General features: G+C 33.3%; 11 protein-coding genes. 1 reads left to right on the forward strand and 10 read right to left on the reverse strand.

Annotated features, from left to right (window positions below; all coding sequences use genetic code 11):
* Positions 1–102: 102 nt before the first annotated feature.
* The 4 genes from IGI43_RS06400 to IGI43_RS06415 form a co-directional block, all read right to left on the reverse strand.
* Positions 103–1,128 (reverse strand): DUF3114 domain-containing protein, encoded by a 1,026-nt coding sequence (locus IGI43_RS06400; protein ID WP_438756989.1) that lies wholly within the window; start codon positions 1,126–1,128, stop codon positions 103–105.
* 129 nt (positions 1,129–1,257) lie between these two features.
* Entirely contained in the window at positions 1,258–1,566 is a 309-nt protein-coding gene (locus tag IGI43_RS06405) for an antibiotic biosynthesis monooxygenase family protein (RefSeq protein ID WP_438756990.1), read from the reverse strand.
* Between the two features lie 122 nt (positions 1,567–1,688).
* Positions 1,689–3,029 (reverse strand): type I glutamate--ammonia ligase, encoded by a 1,341-nt coding sequence (gene glnA, locus IGI43_RS06410; RefSeq protein ID WP_438756991.1) that lies wholly within the window; start codon positions 3,027–3,029, stop codon positions 1,689–1,691.
* 44 nt (positions 3,030–3,073) lie between these two features.
* Positions 3,074–3,457: a MerR family transcriptional regulator gene (locus IGI43_RS06415; RefSeq protein WP_438756992.1), complete on the reverse strand. Its 384-nt coding sequence runs from the start codon at positions 3,455–3,457 to the stop codon at positions 3,074–3,076.
* A 309-nt stretch (positions 3,458–3,766) separates the two neighbouring features.
* On the opposite strand from IGI43_RS06415, the gene IGI43_RS06420 reads away from it, so the two are divergent.
* The gene (locus IGI43_RS06420; RefSeq protein WP_438756993.1) at positions 3,767–3,937 is read left to right on the forward strand and encodes a hypothetical protein; all 171 of its coding nucleotides are present in this window, start codon (positions 3,767–3,769) and stop codon (positions 3,935–3,937) included.
* 304 nt (positions 3,938–4,241) lie between these two features.
* On the opposite strand, the gene hflX is transcribed toward IGI43_RS06420, so the two are convergent.
* From hflX to IGI43_RS06450, 6 genes are all read right to left on the reverse strand, one after another.
* Positions 4,242–5,471: a GTPase HflX gene (hflX, locus tag IGI43_RS06425; RefSeq protein ID WP_438756994.1), complete on the reverse strand. Its 1,230-nt coding sequence runs from the start codon at positions 5,469–5,471 to the stop codon at positions 4,242–4,244.
* A gap of 3 nt (positions 5,472–5,474) precedes the next feature.
* On the reverse strand, positions 5,475–6,395 hold the full coding sequence (gene miaA / locus IGI43_RS06430; protein WP_438756995.1) for a tRNA (adenosine(37)-N6)-dimethylallyltransferase MiaA: 921 nt from the start codon (positions 6,393–6,395) through the stop codon (positions 5,475–5,477).
* 936 nt (positions 6,396–7,331) lie between these two features.
* Entirely contained in the window at positions 7,332–7,850 is a 519-nt protein-coding gene (locus IGI43_RS06435) for a hypothetical protein (protein WP_438756996.1), read from the reverse strand.
* Positions 7,851–7,865: 15 nt separating this feature from the next.
* On the reverse strand, positions 7,866–10,232 hold the full coding sequence (locus IGI43_RS06440; RefSeq protein ID WP_438756997.1) for a C39 family peptidase: 2,367 nt from the start codon (positions 10,230–10,232) through the stop codon (positions 7,866–7,868).
* A 710-nt stretch (positions 10,233–10,942) separates the two neighbouring features.
* Positions 10,943–12,295, reverse strand: coding sequence for a DUF6056 family protein (locus IGI43_RS06445; protein ID WP_438756998.1), 1,353 nt, complete (start codon positions 12,293–12,295; stop codon positions 10,943–10,945).
* A gap of 119 nt (positions 12,296–12,414) precedes the next feature.
* Complete coding sequence (locus tag IGI43_RS06450; RefSeq protein ID WP_438756999.1) at positions 12,415–14,556, reverse strand: glycosyltransferase family 2 protein; 2,142 nt, start codon at positions 14,554–14,556, stop codon at positions 12,415–12,417.
* Position 14,557 lies beyond the last annotated feature (1 nt).

Raw genomic sequence — 14,557 nt, forward strand, 5'->3', positions numbered from 1 at the left:
ATTTCACAAACTTATTATTTGGGCTATGTTTCTTTTCCTATAATATAAACGATTTTTGTGAAAAAAAAGACTAAGTCAGTCGAAATAGAATGCTGACTTAGCTTATTTTTCGGTCAAATTTTTTACCGTTGATTTTTTATATTTGATTCCTTTTTCTGCTAGTCTTCTAACAACTTGGTAAACCCAATTATCCGTTGGTGAAAGCCAGGTACGTTTCACTTCATTTCGCTTGTTTGTATCAAAATATCTAGGTGGGGTTCCGTCTAATTTATCATGTGTATGCTGTTGATCTGCTCTCGGCCGTTCTCCGTAATTAAATGTTTCGCCATTTGCGATTGCATTTTCTAAGGAATCTCTTGCTTCAATATCGTCTTTCCATTGGCTTAAAAGCTGTCCTTGTTCGTCTACAATAAACTCACTATGATAATCACTGGATAGAATCTTTCGATAAAATCCATGTTTTCTGACTTTCTTTAATAATCCTTTGTTTGTAAGACTTCTAGATCCCTTTTTGAGATCTTCCATCGCTATATCAAAGCCTAATTGAGCACGATTATGGTATTGTGGATCTGCATAAAACCAATCATTACCAAGAATCATTTTTATTGCCGTTTCGTCATTTTTTAAACCGTATTTATTTTTATAGTTTTCCACGTATTCAATCGTACATTTGTCTAAATAATTTCTAAATTGATGGATTTTTGTTTCATTTGCGTATTTTTTCTTAAGAGCGGTCTTTGTTAATTTTTTATCTGCAGGATCTATGATCAAGCCATCTGGATACGCTCGCTGTACGACTTTTGAGTAACAATCAAAAAAAGGAGCCCCAAGTGGCATTTCATCAGAAAATCTATATTCTGTTGATACAAACTGTAAATCGCCTGAATTATCTAAATGACCACCCAAATGACCAATAACAAGCATGGCTTTTTCTTGATCAGACAGCTGACTTTTTTTAAACATTTCTGTGTAAATTTCAGAACCAACTAAAAAAATCTCATGATCCGTGTTCACTTTTTTTTCACTTATGTTCCTTATGTAGACATTTAAAGCGTCTTTATCCCATCCGTGTTGTCGAAGTATTTCTATTTTCTCTAGGATAGTTGAAGAAAAATTTAATTCTTTCACATCTTTTCTCCTTAGAATTCGTATAAGAGCTAGGATACCAATCTTCTTTTCAAATCCATATTTATTTGAGCAAATAAAAAGAAAGAATCCAAAGTAGATAGGTCACTCTCAGATTCTAACATATTCTTTTTAAAAAGAAACTTCGTAGCTTTTTCTAATTTTCTCTATTACAAAGGACGGCTTAGTTTCTTTCTTTTTATGTGCCTCTCGATGTTCTTGTAAATGTTCAGGACGCTTCAGCCAGTTTTGAAAATCTTTTTTACTCTCCCATTTAGAAACCAACATAAACTCACAAGTATTTTTTTCTTCTAGAAACCAGCATTCACTTGATATGCAACCTGAAAATTCCAACATTGAAGTAACATCCTTACTTGTTTTGGTTTCGAAAATTGCTTTACCTTCTTTTTTTATGATAAAGGTAACGGTTTGAACAATCATCCTTCTAGCTCCTTCCATTTAATTGATAATGATTCTCACTTAAAATTATAGCATACTTCACCATTTTTGACTGAAGGTTTAAAAAAATGGATAAACCAATTTTCGGTTTACCCACACATTTTTTAGTATAATTCTAAATATTGTTCTCTTTCCCATTCAGAAACCGTTTGGCGGAACGCAGCCCATTCCATACGTTTGGCTTCAACAAAATTTACATATATATGTTCACCTAATGCGTCCATCATTACCTCATCTTTACGTAATTCTTTGATTGCATTATGGAGTGTCGAAGGTAAATCATGAATTTCTGCTTCTTTTCGCTCTTCCTCGTTCATCACATAAATATTGCGGTCAACTGCTTGAGGTGGCGTAATCTCATTTTTAATTCCATCTAAACCAGCTTGTAAAAGAGCTGCCATTGTTAAATAGGGGTTTGCTGATGGATCAACAGATCGTAATTCTAAACGAGTCGATAACCCACGTGACTCAGGAACTCGTACTAAAGGCGAACGATTGCGGCCGCTCCATGCAACATAAACGGGTGCTTCATATCCTGGTACTAAACGTTTATACGAATTAACAGTAGGATTGCATATTGCGGTGTAAGCACGCGCATGCTTCAACAAGCCACCAAGAAAGTGATAGGCGGTTTGGCTTAATTGCATCGGACCATTTTCGTCGTAAAAGACATTTTCATTCTCTTTAAATAAAGACATGTTGCAATGCATACCAGAGCCATTGATCCCATACAGTGGTTTTGGCATGAAGGTTGCGTGTAATCCATGTTTTCTAGCAATTGTTTTAACCACTAATTTAAAAGTTTGAATATTATCACAAGCTTCAATGACATCTGCATATTTAAAGTCAATCTCATGTTGCCCCGGTGCTACTTCATGATGAGAGGCTTCTACTTCAAAACCAAGACTTTCTAATTCAAGGACGATATCTCTACGGCAATTTTCACCAAGATCTGTTGGTGCAAAATCAAAATAGCCACCTCGGTCATTTAAATCCGTAGTAATTTTACCATCTTCATCCAATTTGAATAAGAAAAATTCTGGTTCAGGCCCAAGATTGAATGAAGTAAAACCTAACGCCTCCATATCAGCCAATGCTCGTTTTAAATTGCCACGAGGATCTCCAGCAAACGGTGTTCCATCTGGATTATAAATATCGCAAATCAATCGAGCAACCTTCCCGTGGTCACTTTCCCATGGAAAAATCATCCACGTCGATACGTCTGGATACAAATACATATCACTTTCTTCAATTCTCACAAAACCTTCAATAGAAGACCCATCAAACATCATTTTATTGCTTAACACTTTGTCCAATTGGCTCACTGGAACTTCCACATTTTTGATTGTTCCCATAATATCTGTAAACATTAATCTTAAAAATCGAACATTTTCTTCATCTGCTATTCGTTTGATATCTTCTACTGTGGTTTGTTTATTCGTCATTGTATCCTTCACGTCCTTCATTTTTTTTGTCTAAAGCGCAACTATTATAATTTTGGTCCTCTTGATTGGAATGGATTTTGTTGAGTAAGCCCACCTTGAGAAATCAGTTCATCATATAAAATCTTCCGAACGTCTTCATCAGTCAATGGTTTGTTTGATTCTTGCGCATGCATTTGTTCTTCTAACTTCATCTCATAAACGCGCTTGATCCCTGCCATATTTAGACCATCAGATAAATAATCTTTGATTTCCAACAATACATCTATATCATTTAGTGAATACATGCGTCGGTTTCCATCACTTCTTTCAGGATGAATCAAATCTTGCTCTTCATAATAACGGATTTGACGTGCCGATAGATCAGTCAGTTTCATAACTGTACCAATTGGAAAAACTGACATTGATCTTCTCAGTTCCTTTTCTCTCATATCCACCCCCCTCTCTTAGATAAATATAGAATATCAATACTTTTTTCTGTTGTCAATGATTTATGTAAGGTTTTCTGACATAAAAATAAAAGAGCTATTGAAAAACCTTTAAATCAGGTATTCTTCACAAAATTTGGATTAAAACAAAAAAGAGGTTAGGATATAACTCTACGATTTATATCAGCTCTATACTTTATGATGTTGGCGAGAAATCACCGGTATCTTTTTTTATGCAAAAAAATAGAAAAGAAACCCTGATATCCTTTAGAATTAAGTCGTCTAAAACCATTCAAAAAAAAGGAAATCAAGATGTCTTACACCAATCTTATCAAAAATACCTTAGATATTCTAGACTTTAACATTAGTTTTACTGAAAATCCTTTAGAAAAAGAACGCATTAAGGGGCGAATTTGTCAGGTATTTTCTGGTACATTAAACTATTTAGCCCACTCCTGTCCCCATTGTGGAGAAAAAAAGTGAAGCTATCCATTGACGATCGATTAAGAAAGGTTACGTCTATGAGTGAGATTGCGCGTCAAAAGAAGGTCTCTGTCTCTTCTGTTTATAGTGTCTTAAACAATTTTTGGAATGCTTGAACAACCGTATTAAAGAGAAACGCGTATGGATTTCGTAATTTCTACAATTTTAAATTAAGAATTGCTTTCTGCTTTTGGTAACGTTCTTTTTCAATCGAATAGAAAACCTAGAGGAATTTTCCTCTAGGTTTTCTTAACCAACATTAACTGACAAACAGCCTCAAATAAAATTTTGAATGATTAAAAATCTATCTTGTCCACTTAGAAGTTTTCGATGCAAATCCCTTTACATGATACACATTTTTATCTTCTTCAAAAACTTTAGACAGAAGTAATGTATAGCGAGTTAATTGACTCAACTCCAATCCTTGATCTGATGATATATCGAATTCATAAGGCACTAGCAATTCCATCATTTTTTCTCGCACAGATCTAGTAAGTTCTTCTTTTCCCAATGTACTTTTGGCCGAAACTAACACGTTTGGAAACAAGGTCGGAACAAATTCAGTTTCATCAATTTGATCACTTTTATTATACACAGTTAAAACGGGAATTTGTTCTAAATCTAAATCATTAAGTAATTCTACAACCGTTTGTTCATGCTGTAAACGATCTTCTGCACTGGCATCCACCACATGTAATAATAAATCCATGTTGCGGCTTTCTTCTAGTGTTGATTGAAAGGATTCAATCAATTGCGTAGGTAAATCTTGAATAAACCCTACCGTGTCAGTTAATGTTACAATCATTCCTTGAGGTAATTGCCATTTTTTAGTTAATGGATCCAATGTTGCAAATAGTTGATCTTCTGAGTAGGCTCCAGCCGTGGTCAACAAGTTTAAAATTGTTGATTTTCCTGCGTTGGTGTATCCAATCAACCCAATCTGAAAAATATCTGACAAACGACGCTTTTGTCGGCTTCGTTCACGATGTGCAGTCACTTCTTTTAATTCTCTTTTGATTGCAATAATTTTATTTCGAATGTGTCTTCGATCTGACTCAAGTTTGGTTTCTCCTGGTCCCCTTGTACCGATTCCTCCGCCTAAACGAGATAATTGTTTCCCTTGGCCAATCAGTCGGGGGAGCAAGTAATTCAGCTGAGCTAACTCAACTTGTAGCTTTCCTTCTTTTGAACGAGCCCGCATCGCAAAAATATCTAAAATCAACTGAACTCGATCAATTACTTTCACTCCGACAGCCTCAATGATCAATTGAGTTTGTCTCGGCGTTAGCTCATGATTGAAAATGACGATATCGGTTTCATATGCATCAACCAACTGTACTAATTCCTCTAATTTTCCTTTACCGATCACTGTTTTCGAATCAATTCGAGTTTTTTTTTGCGTTAAAGAAAATACGACTTCTCCTTGTGCGGTTTTAGTTAAATTTTTTAATTCTTTCATAGAACCTTCGAATCGAGTATAATTTTCCTCTGTTTCTACCCCTACCAATATGACTTTTTCTGCTTTTTTTTTCATTATTTATCCTTTCGAAGAATCTAGCCAGTTCTCTATTTTATTTTCTAACTCCGAAATACTAGCCGGCGCTTGTACTAAATCCCACCAACTGGCATTCATGCGATTTTTAAACCAGGTCAATTGTCTTTTCGCATATCTTCTTGAATTTTGCTTTACTTGATTGATTGCTTCTTCTAACGTTTTTTCACCTTCAAAGTAAGGGAAAAATTCTTTATAACCGATTCCTTGAATCGATTGTTGTGTTTGCTTTTTGTACAGTAATTTTGCTTCATTTAGAAGCCCTTGATTGAGCATTATATCCACCCGCTCATTGATTCTATCATAAAGAATAGTACGATCTGTCTCTAATCCTACTAAAAAGTAATCATATAATGGTTTAGGCGTTTCTTTAGGGCTTAAGATACTATAACCTGTTTTATCAAACACTTCCAAGGCTCGAATTATCTTTTTTCGGTTATTAAAATGAATACGTTCTGCAGCTGCAGTATCCTTTTCTTTTAACAAATCCCATAAGTACTGATTTCCATGAACTTCAGCAAACAAATTATACTTCTCTCGAATTTCTGCTGATTCATCCTTAACACCTAATTCAAAGTCGTACAGCAGTGCTTGAATATAAAGACCTGTTCCACCAACAACGATCGGCAATTTGCCTTTCTCTATGATCGAATCGATTGCTTGACGACCTTCTTTTTGAAAATCAGCTACGGAATAGGTTTGTGTTAATTCACGACAATCAATCAAATGATGCACAATACCAGCACGCTCTTCTTCTGTTGCCTTTGCAGTTCCTATATCTAATTGTTTATAAACCTGCATAGAATCACCACTGATTATTTCTCCATTCAATTTTTCAGCTAATGAAATACTTAAAGAGGTTTTTCCAACTGCAGTTGGACCTGCAATCACTAATACTTTTTTCAATCTGTTCATCCTTTATTTTGTATGTTTTCTCGTATTTTCAATGCTAACTCTGGAAAATCTGTGTAGATACCTACTAAATATGATAGTTAAAACAAATTTTCATCTTTTCCTTGTCATTAACAGTCCAAGGTCGAATTACTTTAGGATAATCAGCCAAGTCATTCAAATGCTCTAACACCCATGTGATTTCAGGATGAATTCCTTCGACAAATGTTGATTGAAGAGCTTTTATTTTATCTGTTTCTGATTACTTAAACAATGAAATGATTTTTTGTTCTTTTTCTATTTTCCCAATTTTTTCTAAACTTTTAAAATAAAAATTTGAATACATCTAGTTAAACGTTCTGACTTGGAAATGTAGTAACTGAATTATTTGCTACTCAATTATTTCATATTGTATCTTTTCAGTTTTGATTTCAATAGTTAATAATCTTTGAAAATTCTTTTTTTAACGCGATCAATACTTCTTGTCTAATCGTAATTCCCTGGAAAATCGAATTTTTTCAAACTAACTGCCAACATCCAGCTATTTTAATCCGACTAATGTCAAGCATCCCACTTTTCCATGACCGTTGGTCGTACGATCGACAATTTCATCATGAATCAAAACAAGCAGATGTTTTTTGATAGTTGGACGTCTAATTCGATCCCGGTAATTTTAAATTGAACAGCTTCTTTAAAAGCAACTAAAGTATTTTAAGATGGGTTCCTTTAATGCCGCGATAGGCGATCATTTTTGTCACAATAGTCCCTTCAATCGGAATTATTGTATCACTCTTAAGAGCGAGTATCAAACAATTAGAAGTATTTCTGTTTATAAATGAGAGCTTGTGACAAAGGGAATGGTTGAACTAAAACCCGCACGATGCATAAATGTATTGTGCGGGTTTTTGGGATTTAAAAAGCTTTCAATCCTTATTTTTGATGATTATTTTTTTATCTTTTGTACTCTTTCACAACATCTACTATTGTTTTTTTCTCTTTTTTGGCTTGTTTTATAAAATCAACGATTTCATTGTTATGAAACTTATTTGGATCAATATCCGCTGCTTCTAATTCTTTACGAACTTTTTCAATCTCAGATTCATCAAAAATTTTTTCTGGTTTGTTTTTCAAATAATCAGAAATAGATTGGTCATTTTTATCTAGTTCTAAATCCATTATTTGAATCTCCTGATCTGAAAATAAGGTACTATCAAAACCAGCTTTTTCAATTTTTTCTCTGTAATTTTTTAGTTCTTCTATACTGAGAGTGATCTTCTCATAGCTATATGACGTTTCTGTCTCACTAGAATAATCAATCACTGACTGTACTGATTGTTCAACAACCTTAGATAATGTTGTCTCTGAACTTTGACTATCTACTTTTTTCTTATTATTCGTTTTAACAAAGAAAAATAGACCAATTACTAAAATGATGATAGCAGACAATATCAAAATCTGTTTATTTTTCATTATCCATCCTCTATTCTACTTATCAATAGCAACTGCCATTTTATTAGGACTATAAGACAGTCCCACCGTTCCTTCACTAACCGTAAGCTTACCATAAATTGGATCCGCCACATAAAAAGTATTACCATCAAATCCAGTTATTAGCCAAACATGAAGATTCGCAACTTTCAAAGATCCATAATAAGTTCCATCAATAATAGGTGGCGCCAAATATGGATATGTTCCCCAAACAACTAGAGGATTTCCTTTCATTAATTCTTCTTTAAATCGAGCGGTATTAACTCCGCTAATATCTTTAGAATTAGGTGCATATCTTTTCGCATATGGTGTAAATGCTTTCGGGTAAATAGTATGGAATCCGTATCTGTCTGTCGGGTTCCCATTAAACCCATCATGCGGATTTCCTGATGAAGGAACTTTAGGAACAGCATTTGTAACTTGATGAACGTTTTGTCCCTTCGTGGCACCTAAATACTGCAGTGCCATGTACAAAGAAAATTCTTCACAACCATTTGGATAGCCATAAGTATTTTGATTATAAAATGGTACATCCATAAATGTTTTTTGTCCTTTATTTGTAGAGACAACTATGTTTCTATTAGCTGTAACATTACCATAGGGAGTGACTAAAAGTGGATAACCATTTCTATCTAAAATTTTTCCTCTTACGTTTATCACGGTTCCGGCAGCAATATCATTGCCTCTTCGTAATGCTTGGTCTGTATAATAGTGCTTCGTCTTCAATTCAATTTTCGCAGGAACATCAAGGTAATAATTACTAATATTGGATGGTGCCTTTTTATAATTATTTGAAACTTCTGGCCCAGAAGATGTTTTTTTAACTATAATAATCTTAAAAGCTTCCATTCTAAAACCATAACCAGAAGTACCACTGACACCACCATTTTTATTCCAGCCTAACCAACCAAAGTATTCTGTGTGTGTTTGATAGTATATATCAAAATGTTTTGCTAATTCTCCAGTCAAATGAACATCATAAGCTTCAACACGTTTTGATTGACCAACAGTACCACTCAATTGATTATTAGAAACATAGTTTTGCCAGCCGATGCCTTGAACATGGCTACGATACTCAATTCCACCTGAAACCGGAGCATTCTCAACATTTATCTTAATCGCTTCAATTCTTTTACGCTGATTTGTTGTACCGCTGCCTTGACCATTTTTACTAGTTGCTTGCCAACCAATAGATTGAATATGACTTTGATATAAAATTTCAGGTTGCTTAAATTGTACAAAGTGTCTTGTTGAAGGTTCCGAAACCTCTATACCTTTTTTGACTAATTTGATTTCTACCGATTCTAACTGGTATCCAAACCCAGCCGTGCCAGCATCTTCTCCATTTTTTGCCCAATCTAACCAACCAAAGTTTTTAGCATGTACACGATAATAGACATCAAAGTGTTTAGCGATATCCCCGATTAATCTGATACTGATTGCTTCCATACGCTTCGCCTGACTAACCGTTCCAGTAATAGAATTATTTGATACATAGTTTTGCCAACCAATGCTTTGCACATGACTTCTGTATTCAACTCCTCCATCAACTGGCAAATTATCAAGTGCTATTCTCATTGCTTCCATACGTTTGGATTGGCCAATCGTTCCACTAGTCTGTCCATTAGACTTTACAGTCTGCCAGCCGATGCTTTGTATGTGACTTTGATAATTAACATTCGGCTGCTTAAAGTCTAATGAAGGTCGCGTTGTTTCTCCTGGTGCCGCTAATCCTTTTTCGATTAGTTTAACTTGAATCCTTTGAACTTCATACGAAAAAGCAATAGTTCCAGCATTCTGTCCATTCACGGCCCAATCCAACCAACCAACATTTTGAACTTGAACTCTATAATAAAGATCATATCTTTCTTTTAAAATTCCCGTTAATTGAAGCGAAATAGCTTCTAGTCTTTTTCCAGCTACACCACTAATTTCATTAGCATCTACATAATCTTGCCAGCCAATACTCGCCACATGTGAACGATATTGAACTGTACCTAATTCTGGCTCTATACCGTCTAAATTAATTTTAAAAGCTTCAATTCTGTTATCTTGAATTAAACTAGGCCCGCCTTCTTCCTCTCCAAATTGCCAACCTGTTTTTTTATTGTAAACTGAATAGCTTAATTTGACTTCCTTATCCTTTGTTTCAGAATCTTCATATCCAACTGTTTCATTTGTATCGTCAATTGTACTTGCTTCTATAGCAGTGTTACTCTTTTCTTCATTTTCAGTACTTTCTTGCGTCAATTGACTTTCAATAGTACTAGTCGACTCACTTATTTCTTCTGCTAAAACAGATGATGGCGTAACCATCATACATATCATCATACCAACAAATAAACATCCTAATTTTTTTTTCAATTTTACACCCCTTCTTATCATATTAGCTTGATTGTAGCAAAGTATTTTTTTTTTGTCTATGAGCAAATCTCCTGCTATATCTAATTATCATCTAACTGAAAAATTTCAGAAAACAAAATGAATCACTCAATATTTTCTTAGAATACATGGAATCATTTCTATATTTTATTCGATTAAATTATTTCAAAAAAATAGAACAGACTAAAAGGAGAATCTTTTCGATATTCTCTTAAAGGAAAATAAGTGAATAGATTTAACCATTATATTTTTATATCTTGTCTGATTTCACTGAAAGATGTTTCTGAGTAACAAACCTATTTAAGTCTATAGAAACAATCTGTTTCCTACGAATCCTGTGACAGAGTTTTTGTTACTGAAATGAGTCTTACTGAAAAATAGTATTTGATTTCGAATAAGGGTGACGCTATTCATTCCTAAACAGCTCAGAAAAGTCACCCATATAAGTGTAATTGCTTGTCAAAAGAAGATATCTGTTTCTCCTATTTATCGTGCCTTGAAACAGTTTCATGAACCAGCAAAAATCAATACTGAGTTTTGAAAAAAAATGAGCTTGGGACCTTACGTCCCAAGCTCTCACAATATTTGATTTAATTCTTTGAATTTTCTTCACCAACATTCGTTGATAAAGAGCTTAGATCACTATCTATTTATAGTAGATTTCAACTTCTATTTTTATATTACTATTTAAATCAAATTTTTTCAATACTTCCTAAAAGTACTGGTAATAATAGGTTAAATATTGGATAAATAGCAAGCATTATTAACAGCATATTTTTGGGAATTTGTATATCATTAATCTTTTTATTCACCAAGTCATATGCGACAATAACAAATAACACTCCCGCACAAACAAATACTCTACTACCAGAAGCAAAAAGAGTAGGCGAAAACCATAACATGATAATTGAAAATAAAGAAGCTATCATACACAATAATGAGAATTTTTTATAAGTAGCACTTCTATAAACTGCAATTCCTGTAATAATAAACAGAAGAAAAGCAACAAAGAAATTCTTTATCACTACAGTAAATGCATCAATACTAAAAAGTTGCTTTATTGAGTAATTATAAATTTGACCAAGTCCACTTGAAAATCCTGGAAACAGATACATGCAAGACAAACAAGCAATAACGATACTTATTATAAAAAATGAAGACCTATTTAGTTTCAATAAAAGTAAGGATGACAGAATAACTAAAAGAAATAGAGAAAAGATATTATTGTAAATTCCCATGACCATAAAGTTTAAACCTACTTTTATATGTGAAAAAACTGATAATTCATTGAAGTCAGGATACCACTTTTCAGTTTCTCTTTGAAGGCGCAAAGCATTACCAGGAGCAAAATACATGAATAAAATCCCTAAAAACATAAGTACTGTTTTAAATAAAAGAAAAAATAATTGCTTTTCTTTTTTTATAAATAACATCAAATGTCCAGTCAATGCAGCACAAAATCCAACCATTAAGTATTGTTCATTGCTCAATGAAAATAATACTGTCGATAGTATACTGAAGAAAATCCAACGATTTTTACCCCATTTATCTCCTCTAAACACATAATCTGCATAAGGTATCATTGAAAACAATCCTAAGGCTAATGGCCATAAATAATTGACTGCTCCTGTAATCCATAAGAAAGAATGGAAAAACATTTCAAAGTTCATAAATCCAAATAAAGTACAGACAACAAAAATATCAAAAGTCTTTACTTCACTTTTAATTATACGAACTACTGAATAAGAAGTTAAAATTACGGCCAAAGAAGTAATTGCCCAATACATAATCATAGGTACAGAAAAAACAAAATACATTACGCTATCAGGGAAAAACCTTGCAGACCAAGTCATATAACGATTTGATATATAATCAAAATAATTTTGTTGCTGACTTATTCTTTGAAACCATTCATCATCTGTCCCTTTTTGTAAACCAAAAAAAGATAAATAATAAGTAATACTTAAAAATAAAATGACAAGAGCAATCATAGATTGATTTTTCACAAGCCAATTTTTAACCTGATCTTTCTTTATTTTATCCATTTTTACCTCCTTTTGACCACACAACATTTTTTATCAAAGACTAAAAATAATAAATCCTGCCTTCTTGTCTTGACTATCAAATACTTTTTAATTCTTATATCTTATTGTACGACTAACTTTTAAGACTCGATACGAATCGTAAAATTACCAGTCCCTCTTGTCAAGTTTGGGCTATAAAATGGATCATTATCAATATACTTACGCCATTTCTTTTGCAATAATTTTTTTTCACCATCAAAACGTGTTATTTTTTCTGGAGTGTTCTCATATCCTCTAGACTTTGATTCAAAGTGATATAATTCAGCTTGATGAACCCATACGTTATAGCGTCCTAATTCATATATCTTCATACATAAATCAACATCATTAAATGCAATAGTAAATTCCTCATCAAAACCACCAACTAATTCAAAGTCAGCATTTTTCACTAATACACACGCTGCAGTAACAGCTAAATAATCAACATCCAAATATAGACGCCCAAAATATCCTAAGTCTTTGTCTGGGAAATAGTGATGTCCGTGACCAGCAACGTCACCTAATCCCATAACAACTCCCGCATGTTGAATTGTGCGATCTGGATAATATAATTTGGCACCAACACAACCAATACGATCAAATTGACCATAAGAAACCATACGTGTCATCCAATCAGATGAAATAACTTGGGTATCATTATTCAAAAATAATAAATATTTTCCTTTTGCTTTACTAGCAGCAATATTATTGATACGCGAGTAATTAAACGGGATATCAATTTCATACACAATAAACCGACTTCCAAGCCTTTTTTTATAACTAGAATACAATTCATCCATTTTAGGGTCATCGCTATCATTATCTGCAATGATTATCTCATAATTTGAATAGCTAGTTTTATCAATTATAGAGTCAACACATGTTTTGACATCTTCATAGCCATTTTTAGTTGGAATGATAATACTTACTAATTCTTCACTTATCACTTCATAAGATATGGTATAAAAACCTGGCGCAATCCCTTTAGAGACACTCCCTTTTATACCTCTGCGATACAAAGCATCTTTCAAGACTTTTATACCCACATCGTTAGCATATGTTTTTTCTGAAGCTGATAATGCAGTTGAACCAGGGATTGTGCGCCAATGGTACAAAACTTTTGGTATATGTTTAATATTTTTTTCTGGAATCTGTTCAGTAAAACGTAAGACTAAATCATAGTCTTGAGAACCTTCAATACCCGTTCTAAAACCATCTAAATCCATTAGTACACTACGGCGGTAAACACTTAAATGTGAAATATAATTGGTTCCCATCAACAAATCAGGAGACCAATCTGGTTTAAATGCAGGCTCAAATCGATTTCCATCTTCGTTGATTTTATCTTCATCACTATAAATGAGATCAACATCTGGAGTCTGATTTATAATCTTGACAACTTCTGAAAGTGCATTGATTGCAAGTTCGTCATCATTGTCTAATAGCGCAACAAATTCACCTGAAGCTAATTTCAATGCATCATTACTTGCTGCACTGATGTGACCATTCTTCTGACGATAGACAACTTTTATTCGATCATCTTTTAAAGAAAATCGTTCTATGGTTTTTTTAACTTCATTATTAGTAGATGCATCATCACAAATACATAGCTCCCAATTTTTATATAATTGTTTTTGTACAGATTCAATACATTTAGCTAGCCATCTCGGCTCAACATTATAAACAGGCATAACAATAGAAATAAGCGGTTGAACCTTAAATTGATCTAACTCTTCTTGTAATTCAGCAATATTCCAATTCTCATTTTGCGTAATCCATGCTCGATATTCATCACCATTGATAAATTTTTCTAGTTTGTAGCGATTTAAAGCATTTTTTACTCCATTGCGTTTTAAGTAACTTAGTCCTTTCCGAATTTTACTAATTTTCAGTTGAGTAGGTGTTTCTGTTCCTAGCTCAATCGAATACTTTTTACCAAGTTTTATCGTGTAGTCGGATACTACTTTATTTGCAGTAAACTGAATCGTAACTTTTCCTTTTAATGATTTAGGCTTGATATTAATTTCAAATCCAACACACATTTCATTTGGTAAATCAAACAAAATATTCACATCTATTCGGTAAAACTGAGTAATTTCAACTTCTGCATTTGGACTTGATTTTACAGTAATGACTGGTGCTACCTTGTTTTTCTGATCAAAAGCCCAGCCTTTTACAGTAATTGTTTTATCTTTCCCATTTCGGAGAATACTATCAATAGTGATTGTTACTTTATTTGTCATA

Origin of the sequence: Enterococcus sp. AZ126 (assembly GCF_051714545.1) — a bacterium.
GTDB lineage: Bacteria > Bacillota > Bacilli > Lactobacillales > Enterococcaceae > Enterococcus_L.

What these genes read in the sequence shown, in the direction of transcription:
- IGI43_RS06405 (WP_438756990.1), bottom strand. Translation starts at nt 1,566, where the DNA reads ATGATTGTTCAAACCGTTACCTTTATCATAAAAAAAGAAGGTAAAGCA.
- glnA (WP_438756991.1), bottom strand. Translation starts at nt 3,029, where the DNA reads ATGACGAATAAACAAACCACAGTAGAAGATATCAAACGAATAGCAGAT.
- IGI43_RS06415 (WP_438756992.1), bottom strand. Translation starts at nt 3,457, where the DNA reads ATGAGAGAAAAGGAACTGAGAAGATCAATGTCAGTTTTTCCAATTGGT.
- IGI43_RS06420 (WP_438756993.1), top strand. Translation starts at nt 3,767, where the DNA reads ATGTCTTACACCAATCTTATCAAAAATACCTTAGATATTCTAGACTTT.
- hflX (WP_438756994.1), bottom strand. Translation starts at nt 5,471, where the DNA reads ATGAAAAAAAAAGCAGAAAAAGTCATATTGGTAGGGGTAGAAACAGAG.
- IGI43_RS06435 (WP_438756996.1), bottom strand. Translation starts at nt 7,850, where the DNA reads ATGAAAAATAAACAGATTTTGATATTGTCTGCTATCATCATTTTAGTA.
- IGI43_RS06445 (WP_438756998.1), bottom strand. Translation starts at nt 12,295, where the DNA reads ATGGATAAAATAAAGAAAGATCAGGTTAAAAATTGGCTTGTGAAAAAT.
- IGI43_RS06450 (WP_438756999.1), bottom strand. Translation starts at nt 14,556, where the DNA reads ATGACAAATAAAGTAACAATCACTATTGATAGTATTCTCCGAAATGGG.